Source organism: Trinickia sp. (genome assembly GCF_051953955.1).
Classification (GTDB): Bacteria; Pseudomonadota; Gammaproteobacteria; order Burkholderiales; family Burkholderiaceae; genus Trinickia.
Genome location: NZ_JBQCIF010000097.1, coordinates 1 through 24440 on the forward strand (window position 1 = coordinate 1; position 24440 = coordinate 24440).

The window sequence follows — 24440 nt, forward strand, 5'->3', positions numbered from 1 at the left end:
TTTCACATCGCGTCAACAGTTTTTTTAACTTCGTTCGAACTTCATCGAACCCTCAACCGTTGCCGCACCCTCTGCTCCGCACCCGCGCAAAACACGGGTACAACCCGCTTCGCACAAGGCCTCGCTTCCCTTCGCTCAGTCACATTGACTGCGCGAAAGGGCGTGATTCTAGGCCCCTTCCGAACACCGCGCAAGCGGAAATTCGCAGCCATCGGTTCGCCCTCTTCGGAGGAAGCAAAACACAAGTCAAGTCGAGACGACACGCCGACAAGCGCAGTACACAAGCGCAGTACACAAGCGCAAGTACACAAGCGCAGCACGCAAGGAAGGCGCAACACCCGAGCGGCCGCGCTTGACGACCCCGGGCGCTTCCGGGTTCCATACGGGCTTCGCGCGTGTCGTCCGTCGAGAAGGCGCGGCGACAAGCGCGCTCGCACGCTTATCGGTCCACGAAAACACACAATGAACCATCAGCCGAACTACGCGCTCATCCTCGAGCAAATCCATCGCGACATCGAACCGTGGCGAACGAAAGGCCGCGTCGCCAATTACATCCCCGAACTGGCCAAGGTGCCGGCCGAGCGGTTCGGCATGGCCGTCGTCACCTTGGACGGCCAAGTGTTCACCGTAGGGGACGCCGGCGAGCGCTTCTCCATACAGAGCATTTCGAAGCTGTTCGCTTGCACGCTTGCGTTTCAATTGCTCGGCGACGCACTCTGGCGGCGCGTGGGACGCGAACCGTCCGGCACGGCATTCAATTCGCTCGTTCAGCTCGAGACCGAGCGCGGCCTGCCTCGCAATCCATTCATCAATGCCGGCGCGCTCGTCGTGACCGATGTGCTGTCCCGTCGCTTCGTGGGTGCGGAGACCGCGCTCGTGCAGTTCGTGCGCCGGTTGTCCGGTGCGGTCGACATCGATTACAACTCGCGCGTCGCACAATCGGAACTGCAACACGCCGATCGCAACCGCGCAATGGCGCACTTCATCGCAAGCTTCGGCAATCTGGAAATGCCGCCGGAAGCCGTCGTCGACGCCTACTGCCGGCAATGCGCCATCGAAATGAACTGCGTCGAGCTCGCGCGCGCCGCGCTATTCCTCGCGAACGGCGGCATCTCCCCTGCCACCGGCGAGCAGATCCTCGATTCGAGTTCGGCCAAACGCTTGTCGGCACTCATGCTCACGTGCGGCACCTATGACGCCGCCGGCGATTTCGTTTATCGCGTGGGACTGCCGGCGAAAAGCGGAGTCGGCGGCGGAGTCGTTGCGGTGCTGCCAGGGGAAATGGCCGTTTGCGTGTGGTCGCCAGGGCTGGATGCCAACGGCAACTCGCTGGCCGGCACGCTGGCATTGGAATGGTTGACGACCTATTCGGGACGGTCGATCTTTTGAGGCACTGTCGGGTGACATTCCGCGGCGCATCCACGCGGGCGGCCCGCTCATGCAACAATCCTGCGGCCGCCCCTAAGTCCTCGGCCGCTCTGCACAACCGCTCATCCCTCGTCCAAATGGCGCCCTCCGGTTGCGACCGCACCGAAGCCAAAAGCGACTATCCCCATAGCCCACGCCGCGATTGGACAACTTCTCTCGCTCGAGCAGCGCGCCGCTGGATGCGCTCGGTCACGCTGGACGGATTCAGCGCATGCCGCCGCTCGCGACGATGTGCTCCCCCGTCAGCCAGCCGGCGTCGTCCGAAGCGAGGAACACGGCCACCGACGCAATGTCGTCGGGCTGGCCGGCGCGGCCGAGCGGCGTCTGGCTCACCGCGGCCGCTTCGAAGTCCGACCCCACGACCCCTGCCGTGTGTGTGCCTTCCGTAATCACGAAGCCCGGGTTGATCGCATTGACGCGGATCTTGCGCGGCCCCAGTTCGCGCGAAAGCACGCCCGTAATCGCATCGACAGCGCCTTTCGTGCCGGAATATACAGCGGTCGTCGGCGGCGTGATGGTGGTCGCAACGGAACTCACGTTGATGATGCTTGCACCTTCTCCCAGATACTTCAGCGCGGCTTGCGTGGTAAGCAGCAGGCCAAGCACGTTCACGTTGAACTGCCGGTGGAAGTGCTCCTCGGTGACGTCTTCGATCGGAGCGAACTCGTAGACGCCCGAATTGTTGACGAGGATGTCGATGCGGCCATACGTCTTGATTGCCGCATCGATGATGCCTTGTGCATCGGCGGCCTTCGATACGTCGCCGCCAACCGCAATCGCCTTGCCGTCTGCGGAGGTGATGTCGGCGACTACGGCTTCGGCTCCGGCCTTGCTGCTCGCGTAATTGACGACGACGGAAGCGCCGTTCCTCGCGAGCGCTTTGGCGATGCCTGCACCAATCCCCTTCGACGCGCCCGTGACGACGGCCACTTTGCCTGACAGTTTGCTCATATCTCTTTCTCCAATCGGTTCGATAGCATGAACGGGAAGTCGTTTCACAGGCCAACCGGCCTGCGTTGAACCGAATGTAGACAGTCGCTTCGCCGCGATAAAGGCGCTGAGCGCGAATTGACTTGAGAGATTTGGCGAATAATGCCCGCGCGCTGGCTGCTTACGCTCGCTAGCGCGCGGGTGGCGAACCTTGATCGCGTTCGGTTACTGGGTTACTCGGTTGTTCAGTTGTTCGGCGGTTTGGTTTACTGGGCTACCGGCGATTTCGTGCTCGGCCTTGCCAGCGTATTGTTGACGCCGAAAGCCGGGGTGGACGAGGTCGAATCCGCGTCCATGCTGTTTGTCTGACGCATGTTCGGCGATGCCGTGCCGCTTTCGGACTGGACGGCACCCGGCGTGCCGTAGCCGCTCGTGGCAGCGGCCGGCGACTTCGTCGTCGGGGTCGCCAACGTATTATTGCCCTGAGCAAAAGCTGCGTCTGAAAGCGATAGTGCGACAGCCGCCGCAATCAGCGCACAAGTCGTCTTGTTCATGATCCGCCCCTCCATCATTGGATTGAAAAATTCGGCGAGTTTTCACCCGGTATGGAAAGTTTAGGAACGCTGCTGCTGATAATTAAGCGCGTTGTTGGCAATGATGAATTTCGATTTTCGTCGTTAGGGGCGGAAATGAATCAATGCATGAAACCATGCTCTTTTCGTGCACTGAAATCACGCCGGTTCAAGTCGGGCATGACCCACTGCGCATCCGCGGCGAATTTTTCATCGGTCATTCCGGGCGCACGGAACAGCGTGAATTGCACGTCTGCCCGGGCCCGTTCGCGACGACCCGCATCGCCCTATTTGTTCCCGCCACCGTGCCGATGCCGTCGCCGCTCTTCACGCGCCTGCGCGATATGCGGCATCAGTTCGCCGATGTACTGTCTTGCGTCTCCCCGCGTGGTCACCTGCTTGAAGCGCTGGTGCGCCGCCTCCTCGCCCACCAGTTCGATATGCGCCTTTCGCAGCACGTGCAGCATTGCCATCAGCGTGCTCTGGTCGGGTACGGGTTCGTGATCGCGCGCATGAGGGCGCGTAGGCGTCGCTCGATTCATGCTCCTATCCTCGCTGGGCAGTCCTGGCGGCAAGTTTGAGTGATGAGCGACAGCACGTCTTTAGCGTTTCTGTCGCGGTCCGTCAGCGGTGACAGACCGAACAAGCGTTGAAGGGTTGCGGGCACCGAGCTGTGGTCGTAAGTCGTATGATCCACCTGGCCGCGCGCGACCCAAGGCGACACGACGATCGCCGGCACGCGCACGCCGTAGACGTCGAACCCGAAACCGCTCGCATTGAGCCTCGCGGCCGCACCGTCGTTCGGAGGCGTTGCGGGACCGGGCTTGACCGAGTCATAGAAGCCGCCGTGCTCGTCGTAAAGGATCAAGAAGAGGCTCTTGTCCCACAACGGCGAATGGCGGATCGCACCGTACACGCGGGCGACGAGTTGATCGCCGCCCGCGAGGCCGTCCATCGGATGCTGCGAGCTGCCGTTCTCATAGCTGCCTTTGACGACGTCGCCGTAGCTCGGTTCGATGAACGTGTACCGAGCGGTATAGCCGGCGGCGAGGTCTCCTTCGAAGTGCGCCAGGTCGTCCACGTCTCGAACGCTGATCCCCTTGATCGATGCGACCTGCGGAATGCGGCCGAGCGGATCGCCGAGATGATCTTGATAGAGCCGATAATTGTCCTTCCCCAAAGCGTCGAAAATCGAACCGTTCGGATAAACGAAGCCATTCAGCCCTTCCCATTCGCACATCTCGGCGGAAGTGGGCGAATGCTCGAGCCCGCCCGACGACGCGCCGTGCAGAAAAAAGCGGTTCGGCCAGGTCGGGCCCGGCAGCGACGAATGCCAGCCGTCGCACAGCACGAACTGTGTCGCGAGCGCGTACAGCGCGGGGCACTGCGTACGGACGTCGACGCCCCGCATAACGTCTCCCACGTTGCCCGTTTGCGGCACGGTGCCTTCGGTGCGGGTGGTGGCGTAATTCGAGGCGAAACCGGAATTGTCGATCGACGGATAAGGCTGGCCGCGCATGAACTGCTTGCCCGGGCCGCATAGCTGCTCGACGACGTCGGTGAATTCGTGCCCGGGATCCGTGGACATTCGAGCGGGCGCGCCGCCGCCGAACGCATAAGCACTGCCGTTGTGACTATTCGTATTTTCGGCGGTAGCGGCGACGATTCCTGGAATGCCGGACAACGCGAACAAATGATCGAACGACCGGTTTTCGAGCATCAAGACGAAAACGTGCTGGATGATCTCGTTCATACCGCCTGCCGCCGCCGGGTTTGCATTCATATGCGTCCTCCTGTCGTTCGCGCATCGAAGCTATAGTAGCCGGTGCCTCGCGAAATCCTATGAAAAATAGACCAAATGCTCGCAACGGGCCGCGATGGCAGGCAGCGCGCCGAGGTAAGGCGGCATGGGCCGAAGCAATTAGGCTCATCGGGCCGTCGATACCGATACGTTCACCGCGCAACACAGCGAACGTAGCGCACGAGACGGAATCGTCCTAATCTTTCAGTGTCAGGGCGGCTTTTCCCGCCGGCGGCGACGCATTCTTATGCGTCGGCTGAAAACGATGAGAATCCATCCGTTGCCGCGAATTGCGTCGGCTCACAGCGCACGTCGGTGCAGGTGGCTGCATGCGTGGCTTTTCCGCTGCGGGGCGGCGCTCGTGGCACTGGCAGCGTGCGCGACGGCCGCGGATGCGGCTCCGCGCGGCGCGGTCGCCGTCATCCCCGTCGTCGGTGCCATCGGCCCCGCAAGCGCGGACTTCGTCACGCGCTCGCTCGCCCGCGCCGCTCAGTCCGACGCGCAGTTGGCCGTCATCGAGCTCGACACCCCCGGCGGGCTCGACACCTCGATGCGGCAGATCATCAAGGCCATCCTGGCCTCGCCCGTGCCCGTCGCCGCATTCATCGCGCCAGGCGGCGCACGCGCCGCGAGCGCCGGCACCTACATCGTCTATGCCTGCCATGTCGCGGCGATGGCGCCGGGCACGAATCTCGGCGCGGCCACGCCGATCCAACTCGGGGCGCCCGGCATGGGCTCGCCCGAACCGAAGCCCAAACCCGCGGACGAGCACGGCAAAGGCTCAGCCTCCGCTGTCCCGGCCACCGATACGCAATCGACCGAAACGCGCAAACAAATCGACGATGCGGCCGCCTATATTCGCGGGCTCGCGCAGTTGCGCGGCCGCAATGCGGCGTGGGCCGAGCAGGCGGTCCGCGAAGCGGTCAGCCTGTCCGCCGACGAAGCGCTCGCTCAGCACGTCGTCGATCTGACGGCGCGAGACGTGCCCGATCTGTTGACGAAGCTCGACGGCCGCACCGTCGAAACCTCGAACGGCTTGCACAAGCTCGCGACCGCGCACGCGAGCGTCGTCACGTTCGAGCCCGACTGGCGCAGCCACGTGTTGGCCGTCGTGACCGATCCGAACGTCGCCCTGATCCTCTTGACCATCGGAATGTACGGACTCTTTTTCGAGTTCGCCAACCCCGGGTTCGTGTTGCCCGGCGTCGCCGGCGCGATCTGCCTATTGATCGGCCTGTTCGCGCTGCAGTTGCTGCCGATCAGCTACACGGGCTTGGCGCTGATCTTTCTCGGCATCGCCTTTCTCATCGCGGAGGCGTTCCTGCCGACGTTCGGCACGCTCGGCTTCGGCGGCATCGTCGCGTTCGCGGCCGGCGCACTGATGCTGATCGATACCGATCAGCCCGGCTACGGCATCCCCGTCTCGACTGTCATCGCCATTTCCGCCGCGGGTGCCGTCTTCGTCTTCTTCGTCGCAAGCTTCGCGTACCGCGCGCGCCACCGGCCCGTCGTATCGGGCGGCGAGGCGCTCGTGGGCAGCTTCGGCGAGATCATCGACGCGGCACTGGCACCGGCGTGCAGCGACAGCGATGAGGCCGAGGGCACGAACGTCGGCTGGGCACGCGTGCACGGCGAGCGCTGGCGCGTGAGCGCGAGGGCCCCGCTTGCGGCCGGCGCACGCGTGCGCGTGACGGACCGGCACGGGCTCACGCTCGACGTCGTGCCGGAGCAAGCACCGCAGCCGCCATCACCGCCACAGTCACGTCCACGCGGAGTGTCGCCATGATCGGGTTCACGTACAGCTTCGGCACGATTCTGTTCTTGATCGTGATCGTCATCATTGCTTCGTCGATTCGTATCTTCCGCGAATACGAGCGCGGCGTCGTTTTCCTGCTTGGCCGCTTTTGGAAGGTAAAAGGCCCGGGCCTCGTACTGATCATCCCGATCGTGCAGCAAGCCGTGCGCATCGATCTGCGCACGATCGTCTTCGACGTGCCGCCGCAAGACGTGATCACGCGCGACAATGTCTCAGTCAAAGTCAATGCCGTCGTCTATTTCCGCGTCGTCGACCCGGAAAAGGCCATCATCCAAGTCGCCCGTTTTCTCGATGCGACGAGCCAGTTGTCGCAAACCACGCTGCGCGCCGTGCTCGGCAAGCATGAGCTCGATGCCCTGCTGGCCGAGCGCGAGCAACTGAATGCCGACATTCAGAAGACGCTCGATGCACAAACCGACGCGTGGGGCATCAAGGTATCGAACGTCGAAATCAAGCACGTCGACATCAACGAGTCGATGATCCGCGCCATCGCCAGGCAGGCGGAGGCCGAGCGCGAGCGGCGCGCCAAGGTCATTCATGCCGACGGTGAACTGCAGGCCTCGCAAAAGCTGCTGCAGGCAGCGCAGACGCTCGCGCAGGAACCGCAAGCGATGCAGTTGCGCTATCTGCAAACGCTGACGACGATCGCCGCGGACAAGAACTCGACCATCGTCTTCCCACTGCCCATCGATCTGCTCAGCACGCTGCTCGATCGCTTCAACCGTCACTGAGCCGGCTCTTCTTTACGCCCCTCTCCGCCCCCCCCCTTCCGCCGCTTTCCTTCGGGGCGCGCGCCGTGCGCAACGCCGTGCGCAACGCGCTGGCGTCGGCGCAAGGTCGCTATTAAACTGTGCGGCTCGTCCGCGGCTCGGCCCCTCGCGCGGCAGGCTGCCGACGCACTCGCTAGGAGACGCACACCCATGGAAGAACAAGTCAAGGCCTCGCCGCTCTTGGAATCGGCAAAACGCTATTTCGGGTTCGATGAGGGCGGCATTCAGCTGCGCACGGAAATCCTGGCCGGCATCACGACCTTCCTGACGATGGCCTACATCATTTTCGTCAACCCCGCGATCCTCGGCGACGCAGGGATGCCGAAAGAAGCCGTGTTCGTCGCCACCTGCCTCGTGGCGGCGATCGCGACGCTGATCATGGGCCTATACGCGAATTACCCGATCGCCTGCGCGCCGGGGATGGGGCTCAATGCCTACTTCGCCTATACCGTCGTCAAAGGCATGGGCTTCACCTGGGAAGCCGCGCTAGGCGCCGTGTTCATTTCCGGCTGCCTTTTCATGCTAGTCACGCTGATCGGCGTGCGCGAGATGATCGTGAGCGGGATTCCGCGTTCGATCCGCGCCGCCATTACTGCCGGCATCGGGCTGTTCCTCGCCATCATTTCGTTGAAGACAGCCGGCGTCATCGTCGGCAATCCGGCCACGCTCGTCACGCTCGGCGATCTGCGCAAGCCCGACGTCGCGCTTGCGACCATCGGCTTCTTCGCCATCGTGACGCTCGACTTTCTGCGCGTGCGCGGTGCGATCCTGATCGGCATTCTCGGCGTGACCGTTCTGTCGTTCTTCTTCGGCGGCAACCAGTTTCACGGCGTCGTCTCCGCGCCGCCTTCCATCGCTCCCACGCTATTCCATCTCGACATTCGGGCGGCCCTCTCCACGGGCATTCTCAACGTCGTGCTCGTGTTCTTCCTCGTCGAGCTGTTCGACGCGACCGGTACGCTGATGGGCGTGGCCAACCGCGCCGGGCTGCTCGTCGAAGGCAAGATGAACCGTTTGAACAAGGCCTTGCTGGCCGACAGCACCGCAATCGTCGCGGGGTCGCTGCTCGGTACGTCGTCCACCACGGCCTACATCGAAAGCGCCTCGGGCGTCCAGGCCGGCGGCCGCACGGGCGTGACGGCCATCACCGTCGCCGTGCTGTTCCTCGCCAGCCTGTTCTTTGCGCCGCTGGCCGGCGTCGTACCGCCCTACGCCACGGCGCCCGCGCTGCTCTACGTGTCGTGCCTCATGCTGCGCGAACTGGCCGATCTGCCGTGGGACGATGCAACGGAAGCCGTGCCGGCCGTGCTGACCGCACTGCTCATGCCGTTCACCTATTCGATCGCCAACGGCGTGGCATTCGGGTTCATCGCATATGCGGGGCTGAAGCTGTTCACCGGGCGAGCACGGCAAGTCAAGCCGATCGTCTGGATCATCGCGGCGATCTTTCTGTTCCGCTTCTTCTATTTAGGCGGCGGCTGAGCGCGCGCGGGCTTCCCGGCCGCGCGCACGCGCGCCGGCAGGCTCTGATGTGAAAACCCGAAAGGAGGCCCTAAGCGCGGGCGTTCGCTTCATAGAACCTGACGTAGCCGCTACGCAACGTCAGGCACTGGCAACCCGTCTCCGCGAGCAAACGGCGCGTCGCCGCTTCGATCCGCGTTCGATGCGCATCGAAACCACCGCCCATGTCTTCGAGCCGCGGCGAGGCGGCGCCGAAGTGATCTTCGAGCGCTTCCGCCGTGATGCTGCACCAAACGCGCTCGCCATTGACGAGCGCCGGAAATGCCACTTTCAGCTCGCGCCCCGAGTACTCGGGCGCTTCGTTCGGAAAACTGATCTGCATGGGATTCGCCTTTGCCGTGACGAAGACACGCCGATGACCGCGCTTAAATGGGAGTGCTTCCTTCTTGACGGAAACGCGGGCTTACCGGCATGGACGAGGCCGTTCATGCCGATTTCATTTACTTTAGGATGTTTGCGGCGGCGAGCAAGTTTTCCTTGTGCCGCACCGTATGGACGTCGATTGTTCCGACGAAATGACCCTCAATTGCACGACCGCATGCCTCGCGCGACCCGATGACCCTATGACCCCATCACCCGCGCCCCCCATCGTTCGCATCGAACCGACCGGGTACACGTTCGAGTCGCCCGAGCCGCTGACGCTGCTGGAGGCGGCGCAGGCCGCCGGCGTGCGGCTCGCGCGGTCGTGTCGAAACGGCACCTGCAGGACCTGCTTGTGCAAGCTCGTGGACGGGCGGGTGCGCTACCGCATCGAATGGCCCGGCGTGAGCCGGGAAGAAAAAGCCGAGGGTTTCATTCTGCCGTGCGTAGCGTTGGCCGAGACCGATCTCGTCTTATGGGTGCCCGACGCCGAGCGCGGTTGACCGCGGCAAGCGGCCCCTCAAACGTCGTATTTCTCCGCGAACGCCTGAGCGCCGAGCGCACGGAAATCGGCCAATGCGGCATCGAGGCGATCATGCGGCCAGTCCCACCACGCGATTCGCTGAAGGCGCTCGGCCGTGCGCTCGTCGACACGCAGGCGCAGCACGCGCGCCGGCACGCCGACGACGATCGCAAAAGGCGGAACGTCTTTCGTCACCACCGCCCCCGAGCCGACGGCGGCGCCGTTGCCGATCTTCACCCCCGGCATGACGATGGCGCCGTGACCGAGCCAAACGTCGTGGCCGATCTCGACGCGGTCTTGCGCGCGCCAGCCGAAAATCTCTTCGTCGTCGTCCAGCGACAAGCCATAGGAGCGCGAGCGATAGGTGAAATGATGAAGCGTGGCACGCCACGTCGGATGGTTGGGCGGATTCACGCGTGCGCAGGTGGCGATGTTGACGAATTTGCCGATCCGCGCATGCGCGATCTGATTGTCGCCCATGGCGTAGCTGTAATCGCCGAACGTCGAATCGGCGATCTGACAGCGCGGGCCGAGGTACGTGTGCCGCCCGAAGTCGCTCTTGCGGACGACGGCGGTCGGGTCGATCTCCGACTCTTCGTTCAACACTCGGCCGAGCGTCCACGGATCGACACCGCCGATTTTTTCTATGTACATGGATTTTCCTCGCTAACGCTAACGCTCATGCTTCGCGCGACGGTCCGAGCGCTCAGGCGACCAGGCGGCGGAGGGCCGCCGACATCCGTTCGGCGCAGGTGACGAGCACGAACGTGACGATCAGCAAGAACGCAACCGTTTTATATTGGAACAAGTTCATCGCCGTCAGCAACAGGAAGCCGATGCCTCCCGCGCCCACGAACCCGAGCACGAGCGAGGAGCGCAAGTTCTCGTCGAAGCGGTAAAGCGCGATGCCGAGCAGCGACGGCAGCACACCCGGCACGACGGCGTGCGTGAACACCTGCAGCCGGCTCGCACCTGTCAGCGTCAATGCCTCGACGGGCCCCATGTCCATATCCTCGATGACTTCCGCGAAGAGCCGCCCGAGCATGCCGACGGAATGAACGCCCAACGCCAACGCACCGGGAAACGGCCCGAGGCCGACCGCCGTGACGAACAGCAGCGCCCACACGAGATCGGGAACGGAACGCGTGAGGCCGATGACGGCACGCGCGGCGTAGTAGAACGGCTTGCCGGGCGTCATGTTCTTCGCCGCGAGCATCGACAGCGGGAACGCGAGGACAACCCCGACGACCGTGCCGAAAATCGCCAGATCGATCGTTTCCAGCACGGGCATCAACGTCGGCTCGAACTGATCGAACGCCGGCGGGAGCGAGCGCGAGATGATGTCGGCCATCCCGTGCACGCCGGTCACGAGATCCTGGGGGCGTGCCTGCACGACGATCCACGCCTGGATGAACAGCGCTGCGACGATGAGCACGATCCCGGCCGTCATCGCTCTGCGAAGCGGCGAGGGACCGCTCGCCACGCTCAGTTCGTTCGTTGCGCTGCTCATGCGTCCGCCATGTAAAGGTCGGCAATTTCGCGCTGAGAGACAGCCGATGCCGGGCGATCGAAGACGGTCCTGCCTCGGCGCAAGCCGACGATCCGGTCCGCATAGCGCGCGGCGAGCTCGGGTTGATGCAGCACGCAGACGACCGCGAGACCATCCTCGCTTGCCAAGCGACGCAAAAGCCGCATGACTTCGTCGGCGGCCTCGGGATCGAGACTGGCGACGGGCTCGTCGGCGAGCAGCACCTGCGGCGCTTGCGCGAGCGCACGGGCGACGGCGACGCGCTGTGCCTGCCCGCCGGAAAGCGTTCCCGCTCGCTGGCCCGCCAGGTCCGCTAGCCCTACTTCCGCGAGGTACCCGAGCGCCGGTTCGACTTCCTCCGGAGGCACTCGTCCGAGCGTCGTCGCGAGCGTGCGATGCCTGCCGAGCGCACCGCAACAGACGTTGGCGAGCACGCTGCGGCGGCGCACCAGATTCGCATGCTGCGAGATCAGCGCGAGCGGCAGCCGCGCTTCGCGCATCGCTTTGCCCGACAGCGACGTGAGATCGCGCCCGGCCACCTCGACGGTACCGGCCGTCGGCCGGTTCAAGCCGACGACGCACTTCATGAACGTCGACTTGCCGCTGCCGTTGCTGCCGAGCACCACGACCATGTCGCCCGCCCCAACGGACAAATTCATGTCCTGCAGCGCGGTATGACCGTTCGCGTAACGCATCGTCAAATTGCGCACGGCCAGCTTCACGCGGGGCGCGAGCGCCGCGCCGTGCGCGGCATTCGCCGCCGCGGCGCGGCCGGGCCGCATGCCCTCCGGTTCGAGCGCCGCGGCCCCGGAGGCTCCGAGGATCGCGTTCACAGTTTTGCCAAATCGACGTGCAGCGTCTTGACCAAATCGCGGATCTGGTCGTACGACGCATCGCTTTGCGCCGTCGTCTTCAACGCCGGGTTTTCGTTGGCTGCCAGGAACTTCTGATCGGCATCAGGCAATTCATGGAGATCGAGCGAGCTCAAGACCTTCGCCAAACGCGCCTTGAACTCGGCGGGCAGATTGCCGCGCACGGCCAGCGGATCGAGCGGAATCGGCTCCGATTGCCACAGCGTGACGTAAGCGTTCGCGTCGAACTCGTTGTGCAGCTTTGCGCTCGCGATTTCCTCGCTGTTGAGCTCCCCGGCGTGCACCTTGTGATTGCGCAGCGCCTCGAACGACGCGGTGTGGCTACCCGCGTAGATCGCCTTGACGCCGTGGTCGGGATCGATGCCGTTTTTGCTCAGGCCATATGCGGGAAAGAGGTGCCCGGACGTCGAGCTGGGGTCCGAGTAGGCAAACGACTGGCCCTTGATCTCGGCGATCGTCTTCACGCCCGAGCCCGGCCACGTCACGATGGACGCCGTGTAGGTAGCCGGCTTGCCGTCCGCGCCGGCGAACGTCGCGACGGCCTCGGCGTGTGCGACCTGATGCGCGAGCACATAGCCGAGCGGACCGAACTCGCCGATTTCGAGCTTGTCGTTGCGCATGGCTTCGATCTCGGCGTTGTAGCTCGTTGCGACATAGAGGTCGACCTTGCAGCCGATCTTCTTGCCGATCAGATCGGCGAGATCCTTGTACACGGGCAGCAACCGCTGCGCTGACTCGTATGGCTCGACGCCGAAGCGCACGACGCCGTCGTTCGGACAAGTTCCTTCCGCGTGGGCTGCGGGGACGGCGAAACTTGCGACAAGCGCGGCAGCGGCGAAAACCTTGGATACCTTCATATCTTCCCTTTCCCGAGTGGTTGCGCATCGATTGAACGCCGACACGACGCAGTATCGCGCCGAGCCAACTGTCGGGGATTGTGGGATGCGTAGATGATGAATTTGTGAAAGGCACGCGCGATTCTCGTCGCGCAGCGAGGTTTGGACGATATCCAGACGTCTAGATGTTCCGATGTCCCGATGCCTCGCGCGCAATGGGGATCGTTGCGTCCGCTGACGAACGAAACCGCTTTGCCGCCTACCGGCGCACGCCTTGGATCAGCCCGCCCGTCATCGCCGCCCTCCGAATGGCAGACGCGCGGCGAGGACGAACGGGGCTCCGGCGCGAGGCTCGACGAACAGCGCGGCACCGTCGATGGGCAGCGGACCCAACGTCGGCACCTGAGTCCTCCACCAATCGATCAGCAACTGCCGCAGGTCACCATCGATCGAATCGCTCAAGGTCATATGGAAGCGGAACGCGTCGAGCACATAGGGATAACCCCAGCGATCGAGCAATTCACGTTGCCGCTCGGTCAGGTTCACCGAGAGACGGCGGCGGCGATCGTGCTCGCTCGGCTGCGCGCGCAACGGCGCGAATGCATGCAAGGCGTCGGCGGCGAGCCTGCGCATCGCGGCGGCGCCGTCGTCCGTCGCCGGTATGATCGCGACGAATCGTTCGAGCGCGGCCGCTTCGACTTGCAGCGTGAACGCCTGCTGGCGGCATGCCCACGCCCGCGCCCGTTCGGCCACCTGATCGAGCGAGACACCGGGCGCGCATCGGGCCGGCGCGATCAACGTCGCATGCCAGCCGTACCGCTGGGGAGCGCGCGAAAGACTGCGCACGTCGCGCGAACGCTCGGCGAGCGCGGGCAATACGGGCGACTCGAGCGCCTCGCCCGATTCCGGGTCGCGCGCGAGCCACCGACACCCCGCCTCCCACCACGCCGAATCGCGCGGAGGGACGTAATAGATCGCGAACCGGCTCTCGGCGGTCCATTCTGGCGCTTCGCCATTCGCGGCGTCGACGTTCATCCGTCCTGCTCCACGTAAAGCTGGACGCGATCCGCCGCGAAGTGCGTCACACCATATTTGATCGGCACGGCGTCGGCATCGACGTCGACGTTCTCGACCCACAGCACGGGCTGCTGGCGGTTGATATTGAGCCGGCGCGCCACGTCCGCATCGGGCAGCGTGCTCCCGATGCGGCTCCAGCGCCGCGAATAGTCCGTCACGCCGTATTCGGCGAGCGCCGCGGAAAACCGGCCGCCGGTTCGGTGAAGTGCTTCCGGCAAGCCGCTGAAGCGCGCGGCCGGATACCAGGCAAGCGCATAGGTGAGCGGCACGCCGTCCGCCGCGTGAAGCGATTCGACTCGATAGACGAGCGTACCGGTGCGCAGGCCGAGCGCCTTGGCGATCTTCGGCTCCGCCTTCATTTGAGCCGACGAAAGCACCGTGCCGTGCGCCGAGTGTCCCTGCTCGCGCAGGTTTTCCGTGAACCGGGTGCGACGGCCGATCGTGTAGTCGATCGCGCCCGGCTGCACGAACGTGCCGCGTCCCTGCTCCACGCTCACGAGCCCTTGTGCCGCAAGCCCGAGCATGGCGCGCCGCACCGTGTGGCGGTTGACGCCGAAGCGCTTCGCGAGATCGCCCTCGCTCGGCAGGCGGCCGCTTTCGCCGAACCCACTCGCCGCGATTTCGGACGCCAGGACCTGCTCGATCTGCCGCCATACCGCCACGCCCGCACCACGCTCGACCGCGCGCCCCGCCCCGAACGCCGCGCTCGCTTCCGTTGCCCGTTCGTTGTTGCTGCGTTTCATCGTTCTGTCATTCCGATCGGTTCGAATCATTCGTTCAGAGACCATTCCAACGATGCGATCGCGCTGCATCGTTCGCCTCGAATCGTTGGCCTCGATACACGATGCCGACTGACACGAGAGCGCCACACATCATCGATGGTCGTATGCTAGCATGTGCTCGTTGTCGCATAGACGTCTAGATGACTAGACGACTTCGATCTCAACTTTGCACGACGTTTTCGTTTCGGTTTTCGTTCAGCCGTAGCCAACGCGCAACGGTTCGACAATCAGCGAGGAAATTCGGCATATGCAGGCGTCATCTTCCGAAGTCACTCTGGAGCGGCGAACTTGGCTCGCTCATCTGTCCCGGGCGCCGCGCTCGTTTCTCGAGTCCGCGCTCGAAGGAGTCTGCGAGGGTTCGCCTCTGCCCGCCTTCGATTGGCTGCGCACGCCCCAAACGGGGCTTGCGATGGTACGCGGACGCATCGGCGGCACCGGCGACGCGTTCAATGTCGGAGAGGCCACGGTCACGCGGGCCGTCCTGCGGCTGAAAGGCAGCGATGGCTCAGGAACCGTCGGCATCGCGTATCAGTTGGGGCGCGACAAACAGCGCGCCGAGCTCGCGGCGCTCGCCGATGCCATGCTGCAATCCCCTCGCTGGCAAGCGGCACTGCACGCCCGGTTATTGGAGCCGCTCGTTCAGGCGCTCGACGAGGCGCGCCGCAAGCGGGCGTTGGAAACCGCATCGACGCGCGTCGATTTCTACACGATGGTGCGGGGCGAAACATGACTGAGCCGCTTTCCTCGCTCGCTTCGCTCGTTCGCGGCTTTGCGGATCCGGTGCACGATGCGCAGGCCTCGTTTCGCGTGTTGCTCGACGTTCTTGCAAGGCCCGGCACGATCGGCTCGATCGACGTGGCGCTCGATGACGGCGTGCTTCGCCAATGGCCGGCTGCAGCTTTCGCGGCGATGTTGACGCTCGTGGACTTCTCCACGCCCGTTTGGCTGCAGCGGCCCGACGACGCGCTCGCCCAAGCCATCCGCTTTCACACGGGGGCACCGCTGGCCGCCGAATCGCGCCAGGCTGCGTTCGCCTACATCGACGACGGCACCGCCATGCCATCGCTCGATGCGTTCCTGCTCGGCACGCCCGAGGCGCCGCAGAATTCGGCCACGCTGCTGATCCGCGTCGAAGCCTTCGATGGAGGGCGTCCGCTCACGCTGTCGGGGCCGGGCATCCAGTCGAGCGCCGGCCTGGCACCGATCGGCCTTGCCCCTACGTTCTGGCACGAGCGCTCGGCGCTCGAGGCGCAAGCCCCTTGCGGCATCGATTGCTATCTCGTCTGCGGGCGGTCCGTAGCCGGCATCCCGCGCACGACCCGAGTGGAGGTCAACTAATGTACGTTGCAGTCAAGGGTGGCGAGCGCGCGATCGAAGCCTCGTGGCGTTTGCTCGAGCAAGCGCGCCGTGGCGATCGTGCCGAGCCCGAGCTGACGATCGCGCAAATCCGCCAGCAGATGCGGCTCGCTTGCGCGCGCGTCATGACCGAAGGCTCCGTCTACGACGAAGACCTCGCGGCACTGGCGATCAAGCAAGCGGCTGGCGATCTCGTCGAGGCGATCTTTCTGCTGCGTGCCTATCGCACGACGTTGCCGCGCTTCGGCTACACCGTGCCGATCGAGACCGAGCGCATGGAAGTGCGGCGTCGCATCTCGGCGACGTTCAAAGACGTGCCCGGCGGCCAACTGCTAGGGCCGACTTACGACTACACGCAGCGATTGCTCGACTTCTCGCTGCTGGCGGAAGGATCGGCGCACTTCGAATCCGCTACCGGCGATGGGTCGGCGGGGTCGGATTGGGCGCCACGCTCGCTGGCCAACACTGCCGCGGCGTCCTTGCCGCTCGAGTCCGATACCGAAGACAAAGTGCCGATGCCACGCGTCGTGACGCTCCTCGATTCCGAGGGCCTGATCGAGCAGGAACGGCCGTCGACGCAGCCGCCCGCGCCGGCGGACCTCGCGCTCGAGCCGCTCTTGATGCCGGCACAGCGCGCCGTGCGGCTCCAGAACCTGGCGCGCGCAGATGAAGGCTTTCTGCTGTCGATGGGCTACTCGACACAGCGCGGCTACGCAGGCAATCATCCGTTCGCGGGCGAAATCCGCTTCGGCAACGTAACCGTCGAAATGGAGGTTCCGGAGCTCGGCGCCGCGGTCGAGCTAGGTGAGATCGAAGTCACCGAATGTCAGATGATCAATCAGTTCTCCGGCAGCGGCAACACGCCACCGAGCTTCACGCAAGGCTACGGTTTGGCCTTCGGGCATTCCGAGCGCAAGGCGATGGCCATGTCGCTCGTCGATCGCGCGCTGCGTGCGCAAGAGCTCGGCGAAGCCGTGACGGCGCCCGCGCAAGACCCCGAGTTCGTGCTGTATCACAGCGACAACGTCGAAGCTTCGGGTTTCGTGCAGCATTTGAAGCTGCCCCACTACGTCGATTTCCAGTCCGAGCTCGAGTTAGTGCGCCGCTTGCGCGCAGAGCATGGCGCGCGGCACACGCGGCATACGGACGAGCATCGGGAGGACGCATGATGTCCGTCGTGAACGCAACCGTCGAAGGCTACAACTTCGCCTACCTCGACGAGCAGACGAAGCGCATGATCCGCCGCTCGCTCCTGAAGGCCGTCGCGATCCCCGGCCACCAAATGCCGTTCGGCTCGCGCGAAATGCCACTGCCTTACGGCTGGGGTACTGGCGGCATTCAGGTGACGGCAGCGATCGTCGGCCGGAGCGATACGCTGAAAGTCATCGATCAAGGCTCCGACGATACGACCAACGCCGTCAACATCAGGCGGTTTTTCGCGCGGACGGCCGGCGTGCGGACGACGACGCGCACGGCCGAGGCAACCCTCGTTCAGACGCGGCACCGCATCCCCGAAACGCCGTTGACGGAGGCGCAGATTCTCGTCTATCAGGTGCCCATGCCCGAGCCGCTGTACCGGCTCGAACCGCGTCTGGCCGAATGCCGCAAGCTGCATGCGCTGACCGAATACGGACTCATGAACGTGAAGCTCTACGAGGACATCGTCCGGCACGGAAGCATCGCCACGACGTATGACTATCCCGTGATCGTCAACGGCCGCTATTTAATGGCGCCGTCTCCGATACCGAAGTTCGACAATCCGAAGATGCACATGAATCCGGCGTTACAGCTCTTCGGTGCGGGACGCGAGCGCCGAATCTATGCCATCCCGCCTTACACGAGCGTGCGCAGCCTCGATTTCGAAGACTATCCGTTCGAGATTCAACGCTGGAAGCATGCGTGCGAGATATGCGGTTCGAAGGAAAGCTTTCTCGACGAAATGATCGTCGACGATAAAGGCAAGCGAATGTTCGTCTGTTCCGATAGCGACTACTGCCGGCAGCGAACCGAGCGCCGGGAGACGGACGGCGCACCGTCGCCGGCCCGAGCACCTCGCCCCGAGCACGCGCCGGTAGCCGAAGTCGATGGGGCACGCACATGAAACCTTTGCTGAGCGCACGTGGCTTGACGACACGCTATGGCGACCGGACCGGCTGCGAGGACGTGAGCTTCGACCTTTATCCGGGAGAGGTGCTGTGCGTGGTCGGCGAATCGGGGTCGGGCAAGTCGACGCTCTTGAACACGGTGGCCCTGCGCGTCGCCGCGGCATCGGGCTCCCTCGCCTACACGGCCGCCGACGGCGAATCGCTGGATCTATTGACGTTGGCCGAACCGCGCAGGCGCTTTCTCATGCGCACGGAATGGGGCTTCGTCGAGCAGAACCCGCGCGACGGATTGCGCATGACGGTGTCGGCGGGAGCGAACATCGGCGAGCCGCTCATGGCCGTCGGGGCGCGCCATTTCGGGCGGATTCGCGAGACCTCGGCGAGCTGGATGCGGCGTGTCGAGCTCGACGCCGAACGCATCGACGATTTGCCCGCCTCGTTTTCCGGGGGGATGCAGCAGCGCCTGCAGATCGCGCGCAATCTCGTCACCGGCCCGAGGCTCGTGTTGATGGACGAGCCGACCGCCGGTCTCGACGTCTCCGTGCAGGCACGCCTGCTCGATCTGCTGCGCACGCTCACGGCACAACTGCATCTGGCCTGCGTGATCGTCACGCACGACATCGGCGTGGCGCGTCTGCTCGCGCATCGGCTGATGGTGATGCAAGGCGGACGCGTCGTCGAGGCCGGGCTGACGGATCAGGTGCTCGACGACCCGCAGCATCCCTATACGCAACTTCTCGTGTCCTCCGTATTGCCTGCGTGACGAGCACCGCGACGCACCGAGCAATGGCGGCGTGTTCGCGGTTGTCGGCTTAGAAGAACAAAAGGGACCTTGACATGATGGACGAGTCGATCGATATGAGCTTCGCCGCCGATGACGGCCCGATGCTGCGCGCACGCGGCATCGCCAAGACGTTCGTGCTACACACGCAAGGCGGAGCATCCCTATCTGCCCTGAGCGGCGTCGACCTCGACGTCTCGCGCGGCGAGTGCGTCGCGCTCGTGGGGCCGTCCGGCGCGGGCAAGAGCACGCTGCTGCGGTGCCTTTTCGGCAACTATCTGGTCAGCGAAGGGTCCATCGAAGTGCGCGACCCGATCGGGAGCGAGCGCCGATATGTGTCGCTCACGCGTGCCAGCCCGCATGAAGTCATGCGCATTCGTCGCGACATCATCGGATACGTGAGCCAGTTCCTGCGCGTGATCCCGCGCGTGCCGACGCTCGATCTCGTCGCCGAGCCGCTCATCGCGCGCGGCATCGACGGCGACGACGCACGCGAGCGCGCACGTGCGTGGCTCGCCCGGCTGAACATCCCCGAGCGGCTCTGGCATCTCGCCCCTGCCACGTTCTCGGGCGGCGAGCAGCAACGCGTCAATATCGCACGCGGCCTCATTGCCGAGCATCCGGTGCTGTTGCTCGACGAGCCGACGGCCTCGCTCGATGCATCGAACCGGGCCGTGGTCGCCGAGGTCATAGCCGAAGCGCGCGGGCGCGGCGCCGCGATCGTCGGCATCTTTCACGATGAAACGGCGCGCGCCCAAGTCGCCACACGGTGCCTGGAACTCGTGCCGGCGTCCACGCTCGCGTGCGCGTGACCGTCATGGACGCTCATCGAACGATAATGGATGTGAGCCGCGCAGATTCTGCGAAGCGGATACGGAGAAAAGCGGGATGCTGATCAAGAATGCGCGCATCGTCACGCGCGACGAAGAATTCCTCGGGGTCGTGCGCATCGACAATGCGCTCGTAACCGAAGTGGCACGGGGCACGACGAGCGCCCCCGAGGCCGACGACTGGGGCGGCGACTATCTGCTGCCCGGTTTCGTCGAACTCCACACCGACAATCTCGAGAAGCATCTCGTGCCGCGCCCGGGTGTCATGTGGAACGTCGATGCGGCGTTCGTCATCCACGATGCGCAGGTGGCCGCCGCCGGCATCACGACGGTGTTCGATTCGCTCGCGATCGGCTCGCGCACCGATGCGGGCCTGCGCGGCAGCCAACTCCACCGCGACGCGGTCGCGGCGCTCGATCGTCTGGCCGAACACGGTCTGCTGCGCGCGGAACATTACCTGCACTTGCGCTGCGAGGTCGGAACGGAAGACGTCGTCGATCTCTTCGACGAATTCGGCGCCCATCGCCTCGTCGAGCTCGCATCGGTCATGGACCATACGCCGGGCCAGCGTCAATGGCGCGACGCGGCCAAGTGGCGCCAGTATCAGGAACGCAACGGGAAGTGGAGCGACGAAAAGATGGAAACGGCGCTGCTCGAATTGTCCGAGCTCCAAGCGCGCTATGCGCAGACGCACCGGCGCTGCATCGTCGATCGGTGCAGGACGCTCGGCATTCCGGTCGCGAGCCATGACGATACGCTCGTCGAGCACGTCGAAGAGGCCGTGCGCGACGGCATGGCCATCTCGGAGTTTCCGACGACGATGGCCGCCGCGCGCACGGCGCGGGAGCAAGGGCTCGTGACCGTGATGGGCGCGCCCAATATCGTGCGCGGGGGGTCTCACTCGGGCAATGTGTCCGCGCTCGAGTTGGCCAAGGAGGGCTTGCTCGACATCCTTTCCTCGGATTACGTGCCGTCGAGCCTCATGCTGGCGGCGTTTCAACTCGTGCACGAAGCGCGGTGGCCGTTGCCGCGCGCGGTGGCAACCGTGTCGGCGGCCCCCGCCGCGGCGGTCGGTCTGAACGACCGGGGCGCGATCGAGCCGGGCTTGCGCGCCGATATGGTCCGGGTGACCGTGAGCGGTGGCTTCCCAGTGCCGCGTGCGACCTACGTGCGGGGGGCACGCGTCACCTGAGATGTGCAAAAACGTGTGCAGATTTGTGCGAATTGGCGTAAGCGCATCCTGATTATTGCAATTTAGAGAATTGTGTTTCTACGGATATAGCGATAGCGGTCCTGGCTCGACCCGAATACATTTAGACAGCTTGAGTCCAGGAGCTGCTATGAGGACGAAAAAGTCTCACGCCATAGACGTAAGCCGCGTCCAAATCGAAATTCTCGAACAATCCGACACCACGCTCATCATCCGCTGGGTCGAGCCCGGCCGCTGCCATTATGGGGAGCAGCGCTGGCGCCGGCGCTCGGCCAATTCGTCGGGCACCTGCATCGTTTCTCGGCGCGCGATTCGGCGCGGCGATGCCGTATTTCGCCCGGCGGAACGCCCCGCGCCCGCGAACGCGGCAGCCATGATCTCGGTCGATGCGTTCCGCGCGGCTGTGGAGGAATAATTTCATTGAGTCCGCAACGCGGGACTACGATTTTTAGTAGTTTCCCGCATTTAGCTTTCATGATGATTTTCGTGCGTGCCGCACGCGTATACCGCATGCGCGCGTGCATGCCCCGCCTGACGGCGTGACGGCGTTGTCGCAATTGACCATGCCGCCGTCGCGTTCTGACAACAGCCGTTCTCCGGCCCTGCCGATATACACGCCGTAGGCGTCGTTCGTTCTGCGCCTTCCCGACTGCCTTTGCCATCTTCGGACGTGCATCGGCACCCGCCCCACGGGTGCACCGTAAGCGAATATCGTCATGCAAACATCGCTCTCGATTCGAGGCGGCCTGGCCGCCACCATCGCCGGCTACACGGCGCTCTTGATGCTCGTCATCGCCGGCGCGGTCGCCATGCTCTCGGCCGGCAATGCGGCGCTCGGCGCCATGTACCGCGACGATACGGCCTCCCTGCTCCATCTGAAGACGAGTTCCGAGCGGCTGCTCGTGTTTCGCGGCGGGTTGAGCGAAGTCGAGCAATTGATCAGCGCGGGCCAGCCGGCCAAAGCCGAAATCGCGCGACTGCACCAGTTGCTGGCGCAGAGCAACGACGAATTGGCCGCCTACCGGCAACTGCACACGCCCGATGCGGCCGAGCAAACCCTGCTCGATACACTGCTGACGCGCCGCCAGGCGCTCTTGACGCAAACCCTGCAAAAAGCGCTGACGCAGTTGGACCAGGACGATCAGGTCGACTTCCTGTCGACGCAGCGCGAGGCGCCGCCGGCCCTGTTCGCCGCCTACCAGGACGCGATCACGGCACTGGAGAACCTGCAAGTCGACCGCCAGAAAGCGCGCTTCGAAGCGGCGGACTCGCGCTTTCATCACGCGCTTTGGGTGCTCGGCGCGACCGGAGTGCTTGCACTCGTCGTGGGCCTCGTCATTCAGCGGACGCTGGCCCGCGCCATCGTCACGCCGGTCAATTCCGCCGTCGATCATTTCGACCGCATCGCCAACGGCGATTTGACGCACCGCGTCTCGGCCGCGCGCGCGAAGGAAATGGGCCATCTGCTCAGTCGCTTGGATCAGATGCAAACGGGATTGGCGCAGACGGTCAGCCAAGTTCGCACGAGCACCGAATCGATCGTCGGCGATGCACGCACGATCGCGCACGGCAACATGGAGTTGTCGGATCACACCGAGCAGCAAGCCGCGTCCTTGGAAGAGGCCGCCGCGAGCATCGAGCAATTGACGGCAACCGTCCGCCAAACCGCCGACAATGCCCGCAGCGCCCACACGTTCGCCGCAAGCGCCAACGCGATCGCGCTCAAGGGCGGCGAGGCCATGACGCGCGTTGTCGCGACGATGGACGCCATCTCGGCGAGTTCGACGCAGATCGCCGGAATCGTCGGCGTGATCGAAGGGATCGCGTTCCAAACGAACATACTGGCCCTCAATGCGGCGGTGGAAGCGGCGCGCGCCGGAGAAAACGGGCGCGGCTTCGCCGTGGTGGCATCAGAGGTGCGCAACCTGGCGCAGCGTTCGGCCTCGGCCGCGAAGGAAATCAAAACGCTGATCGGCGACTCGACGCAGCGCGTCGACGGCGGCAGCACTCTCGTCGGCGAAGCCGGCGCGACGATGAGCGAGCTTGCACACGCCGTTGAGCGCGTGCGCACGATCATCGCCGAAATCAGCCTCGCATCGGAGCAGCAATCGATCGGCATCGAACAAGTCAACGCTTCCGTTTCGCACATGGAGCAAGCCATGCAGCGCAATGCCGCGCTGGCCGAAGAGGCGGCGGCGGCCGCCGCCTCGCTCGAGGATCAGAGCCGCCGCCTCGACGAGGCGGTCGCACGGTTCCGGCTCCCGTCGGGCGCGGCCTGACGGACGGATACCATCGGCACGGCGATTCGGTTCTATCGGTAAACGATCTGGCTTGGTCTACTAAGGTCCGATGACGTCTGCTCGAAGCAGACGCTAGAAGGCGGCGCGGTAAGTGCGGAAGTTCGAGCCGCGCGCATTTTCTTGGAGACCAGGGTATTTCTATGTCAACTCCCGATCGTTCCCACCAATTCGTGCTGACGCTCGCCTGTCCGAGCGCGGCCGGCCAAGTCGCCGCCGTCGTCGCGCTGCTCGACAAGCACGGCGGATACATCGACGAACTCACCGTTTTCGACGACGACCTCAGCGAGCGCTTCTTCATGCGATGCGTCTTCCACGGCGCGCGAGCCGATGGCGCGACGCTGGACGTCGATCGCCTCAAAGCCGAGTTCGCCCCGATCGCCGCCGGGTTCGACATGACGTGGGCCATCCATGATGCCAACGTCCGGCCCAAGGTCCTGCTCATGGTGTCCAAGCTCGAGCATTGCCTGGCGGACTTGCTGTTCCGGTGGCGTATGGGCGAGCTGAAGATGGACATCGTCGGCATCGCGTCCAACCACACGACGCTCGAGTCGATGGCCGTGCAGCACGGCTTGCCATTCCACTACCTGCCGCTCACGCCCGAGACGAAGGGCCGCCAGGAGGCGCGCCTGCTCGATCTGTTCGAGACGACGGGCGCGGAATTGATGGTGCTCGCGCGCTACATGCAGATTCTGTCCGAGGAAACGAGCCGCAAGCTCGCCGGGCGCGCAATCAACATCCATCACTCGTTCCTGCCCGGGTTCAAGGGCGCCAAGCCCTATCACCAAGCGCATGCGCGCGGCGTGAAGCTCATTGGCGCGACGGCTCACTTCGTTACCGACGACCTCGACGAAGGCCCGATCATCGAGCAGACCGTCGAGCGCGTCGATCATTCGCATAGTCCCGAACGACTGCTGGCCGTCGGGCGCGACGTCGAGTGCATTACGCTCGCTCGCGCCGTCAAAGCGTTCATCGAGCGGCGCGTGTTCATCAACGGCGAGCGGACCGTCGTTCTGCAGTAGCGGCGAGCCGCTAGCAGCGCCTC

26 protein-coding genes are annotated in these 24440 nt (G+C 64.5%); 16 read left to right on the top strand and 10 right to left on the bottom strand.

Translation table 11 applies throughout. The features are described 5' to 3' along the window. Positions 1-462 precede the first annotated feature (462 nt). Complete coding sequence (locus ACTHNZ_RS18965; RefSeq protein ID WP_440544102.1) at positions 463-1389, top strand: glutaminase; 927 nt, start codon at positions 463-465, stop codon at positions 1387-1389. Between the two features lie 243 nt (positions 1390-1632). Here ACTHNZ_RS18965 and ACTHNZ_RS18970 read toward each other — a convergent pair whose 3' ends face one another. Next, complete coding sequence (locus tag ACTHNZ_RS18970; RefSeq protein WP_440544103.1) at positions 1633-2379, bottom strand: glucose 1-dehydrogenase; 747 nt, start codon at positions 2377-2379, stop codon at positions 1633-1635. A 245-nt stretch (positions 2380-2624) separates the two neighbouring features. Beyond that, a complete protein-coding gene (locus tag ACTHNZ_RS18975; protein ID WP_440544104.1) occupies positions 2625-2912 on the bottom strand; it encodes a hypothetical protein in 288 nt (95 codons plus the stop codon). A 143-nt stretch (positions 2913-3055) separates the two neighbouring features. Here ACTHNZ_RS18975 and ACTHNZ_RS18980 point away from each other — a divergent pair, with 143 nt between their 5' ends. Next, the gene (locus tag ACTHNZ_RS18980; protein ID WP_440544105.1) at positions 3056-3511 is read left to right on the top strand and encodes a hypothetical protein; all 456 of its coding nucleotides are present in this window, start codon (positions 3056-3058) and stop codon (positions 3509-3511) included. Here the strand turns inward: ACTHNZ_RS18980 and ACTHNZ_RS18985 are convergent. Then, entirely contained in the window at positions 3469-4713 is a 1245-nt protein-coding gene (locus ACTHNZ_RS18985; protein ID WP_440544106.1) for an alkaline phosphatase family protein, read from the bottom strand. The two genes, ACTHNZ_RS18980 and ACTHNZ_RS18985, sit on opposite strands and share 43 nt — an antisense overlap. A 283-nt stretch (positions 4714-4996) precedes the next feature. On the opposite strand from ACTHNZ_RS18985, the gene ACTHNZ_RS18990 reads away from it, so the two are divergent. The 3 genes from ACTHNZ_RS18990 (at position 4997) to ACTHNZ_RS19000 (ending at position 8799) form a co-directional block, all read left to right on the top strand. Then, positions 4997-6517 (top strand): NfeD family protein, encoded by a 1521-nt coding sequence (locus ACTHNZ_RS18990; RefSeq protein ID WP_440544107.1) that lies wholly within the window; start codon positions 4997-4999, stop codon positions 6515-6517. Further along, positions 6514-7278, top strand: a complete 765-nt coding sequence (locus ACTHNZ_RS18995) for a slipin family protein (RefSeq protein ID WP_440544108.1) — start codon at positions 6514-6516, stop codon at positions 7276-7278. The genes ACTHNZ_RS18990 and ACTHNZ_RS18995 overlap by 4 nt, the downstream gene beginning before the upstream one ends. Positions 7279-7497: 219 nt before the next feature. After that, the gene (locus ACTHNZ_RS19000; RefSeq protein WP_440544160.1) at positions 7498-8799 is read left to right on the top strand and encodes an NCS2 family permease; all 1302 of its coding nucleotides are present in this window, start codon (positions 7498-7500) and stop codon (positions 8797-8799) included. 70 nt (positions 8800-8869) lie between these two features. Here ACTHNZ_RS19000 and ACTHNZ_RS19005 read toward each other — a convergent pair whose 3' ends face one another. Then, complete coding sequence (locus ACTHNZ_RS19005) at positions 8870-9160, bottom strand: DUF1488 domain-containing protein (RefSeq protein ID WP_440544109.1); 291 nt, start codon at positions 9158-9160, stop codon at positions 8870-8872. Between the two features lie 241 nt (positions 9161-9401). Between ACTHNZ_RS19005 and ACTHNZ_RS19010 the strand changes: the two genes are divergently transcribed. After that, the gene (locus ACTHNZ_RS19010; protein ID WP_440544110.1) at positions 9402-9701 is read left to right on the top strand and encodes a 2Fe-2S iron-sulfur cluster-binding protein; all 300 of its coding nucleotides are present in this window, start codon (positions 9402-9404) and stop codon (positions 9699-9701) included. Positions 9702-9718: 17 nt separating this feature from the next. On the opposite strand, the gene ACTHNZ_RS19015 is transcribed toward ACTHNZ_RS19010, so the two are convergent. The 6 genes from ACTHNZ_RS19015 to phnF form a co-directional block, all read right to left on the bottom strand. Then, entirely contained in the window at positions 9719-10375 is a 657-nt protein-coding gene (locus ACTHNZ_RS19015; RefSeq protein WP_440544111.1) for an acetyltransferase, read from the bottom strand. 52 nt (positions 10376-10427) lie between these two features. Then, positions 10428-11231 (bottom strand): phosphonate ABC transporter, permease protein PhnE, encoded by an 804-nt coding sequence (phnE, locus tag ACTHNZ_RS19020; protein WP_440544112.1) that lies wholly within the window; start codon positions 11229-11231, stop codon positions 10428-10430. Next, entirely contained in the window at positions 11228-12082 is an 855-nt protein-coding gene (gene phnC, locus ACTHNZ_RS19025; RefSeq protein ID WP_440544113.1) for a phosphonate ABC transporter ATP-binding protein, read from the bottom strand. Before phnC ends, phnE begins: the two co-directional genes overlap by 4 nt. Continuing rightward, positions 12079-12978, bottom strand: a complete 900-nt coding sequence (locus tag ACTHNZ_RS19030; RefSeq protein ID WP_440544114.1) for a phosphate/phosphite/phosphonate ABC transporter substrate-binding protein — start codon at positions 12976-12978, stop codon at positions 12079-12081. The genes phnC and ACTHNZ_RS19030 overlap by 4 nt, the downstream gene beginning before the upstream one ends. A gap of 270 nt (positions 12979-13248) precedes the next feature. Then, positions 13249-13992, bottom strand: coding sequence for a DUF1045 domain-containing protein (locus ACTHNZ_RS19035; protein WP_440544115.1), 744 nt, complete (start codon positions 13990-13992; stop codon positions 13249-13251). Continuing rightward, positions 13989-14777, bottom strand: coding sequence for a phosphonate metabolism transcriptional regulator PhnF (gene phnF / locus ACTHNZ_RS19040; protein WP_440544116.1), 789 nt, complete (start codon positions 14775-14777; stop codon positions 13989-13991). Before phnF ends, ACTHNZ_RS19035 begins: the two co-directional genes overlap by 4 nt. Positions 14778-15063: 286 nt before the next feature. Between phnF and phnG the strand changes: the two genes are divergently transcribed. From phnG to purU, 10 genes are all read left to right on the top strand, one after another. After that, a complete protein-coding gene (gene phnG, locus ACTHNZ_RS19045; protein WP_440544117.1) occupies positions 15064-15546 on the top strand; it encodes a phosphonate C-P lyase system protein PhnG in 483 nt (160 codons plus the stop codon). Next, entirely contained in the window at positions 15543-16154 is a 612-nt protein-coding gene (phnH, locus tag ACTHNZ_RS19050) for a phosphonate C-P lyase system protein PhnH (RefSeq protein ID WP_440544118.1), read from the top strand. The genes phnG and phnH overlap by 4 nt, the downstream gene beginning before the upstream one ends. Continuing rightward, positions 16154-17341 carry a carbon-phosphorus lyase complex subunit PhnI gene (locus tag ACTHNZ_RS19055; RefSeq protein WP_440544119.1) on the top strand — a complete coding sequence of 396 codons (1188 nt, stop codon included), beginning with the start codon at positions 16154-16156 and terminating at the stop codon, positions 17339-17341. Before phnH ends, ACTHNZ_RS19055 begins: the two co-directional genes overlap by 1 nt. Continuing rightward, a complete protein-coding gene (locus ACTHNZ_RS19060; RefSeq protein WP_440544120.1) occupies positions 17338-18273 on the top strand; it encodes an alpha-D-ribose 1-methylphosphonate 5-phosphate C-P-lyase PhnJ in 936 nt (311 codons plus the stop codon). Before ACTHNZ_RS19055 ends, ACTHNZ_RS19060 begins: the two co-directional genes overlap by 4 nt. Further along, positions 18270-19040: a phosphonate C-P lyase system protein PhnK gene (gene phnK / locus ACTHNZ_RS19065; RefSeq protein WP_440544121.1), complete on the top strand. Its 771-nt coding sequence runs from the start codon at positions 18270-18272 to the stop codon at positions 19038-19040. Before ACTHNZ_RS19060 ends, phnK begins: the two co-directional genes overlap by 4 nt. 77 nt (positions 19041-19117) lie before the next feature. Then, a complete protein-coding gene (gene phnL, locus ACTHNZ_RS19070) occupies positions 19118-19870 on the top strand; it encodes a phosphonate C-P lyase system protein PhnL (protein ID WP_440544161.1) in 753 nt (250 codons plus the stop codon). 76 nt (positions 19871-19946) lie between these two features. Then, a complete protein-coding gene (locus ACTHNZ_RS19075) occupies positions 19947-21080 on the top strand; it encodes an alpha-D-ribose 1-methylphosphonate 5-triphosphate diphosphatase (RefSeq protein WP_440544122.1) in 1134 nt (377 codons plus the stop codon). A gap of 148 nt (positions 21081-21228) precedes the next feature. Next, positions 21229-21513 carry a DUF3331 domain-containing protein gene (locus tag ACTHNZ_RS19080; protein ID WP_440544123.1) on the top strand — a complete coding sequence of 95 codons (285 nt, stop codon included), beginning with the start codon at positions 21229-21231 and terminating at the stop codon, positions 21511-21513. 301 nt (positions 21514-21814) lie between these two features. Further along, positions 21815-23377, top strand: a complete 1563-nt coding sequence (locus ACTHNZ_RS19085) for a methyl-accepting chemotaxis protein (protein WP_440544124.1) — start codon at positions 21815-21817, stop codon at positions 23375-23377. Between the two features lie 161 nt (positions 23378-23538). Then, on the top strand, positions 23539-24417 hold the full coding sequence (gene purU / locus ACTHNZ_RS19090) for a formyltetrahydrofolate deformylase (protein WP_440544125.1): 879 nt from the start codon (positions 23539-23541) through the stop codon (positions 24415-24417). The last annotated feature ends 23 nt before the right edge of the window (positions 24418-24440 follow it).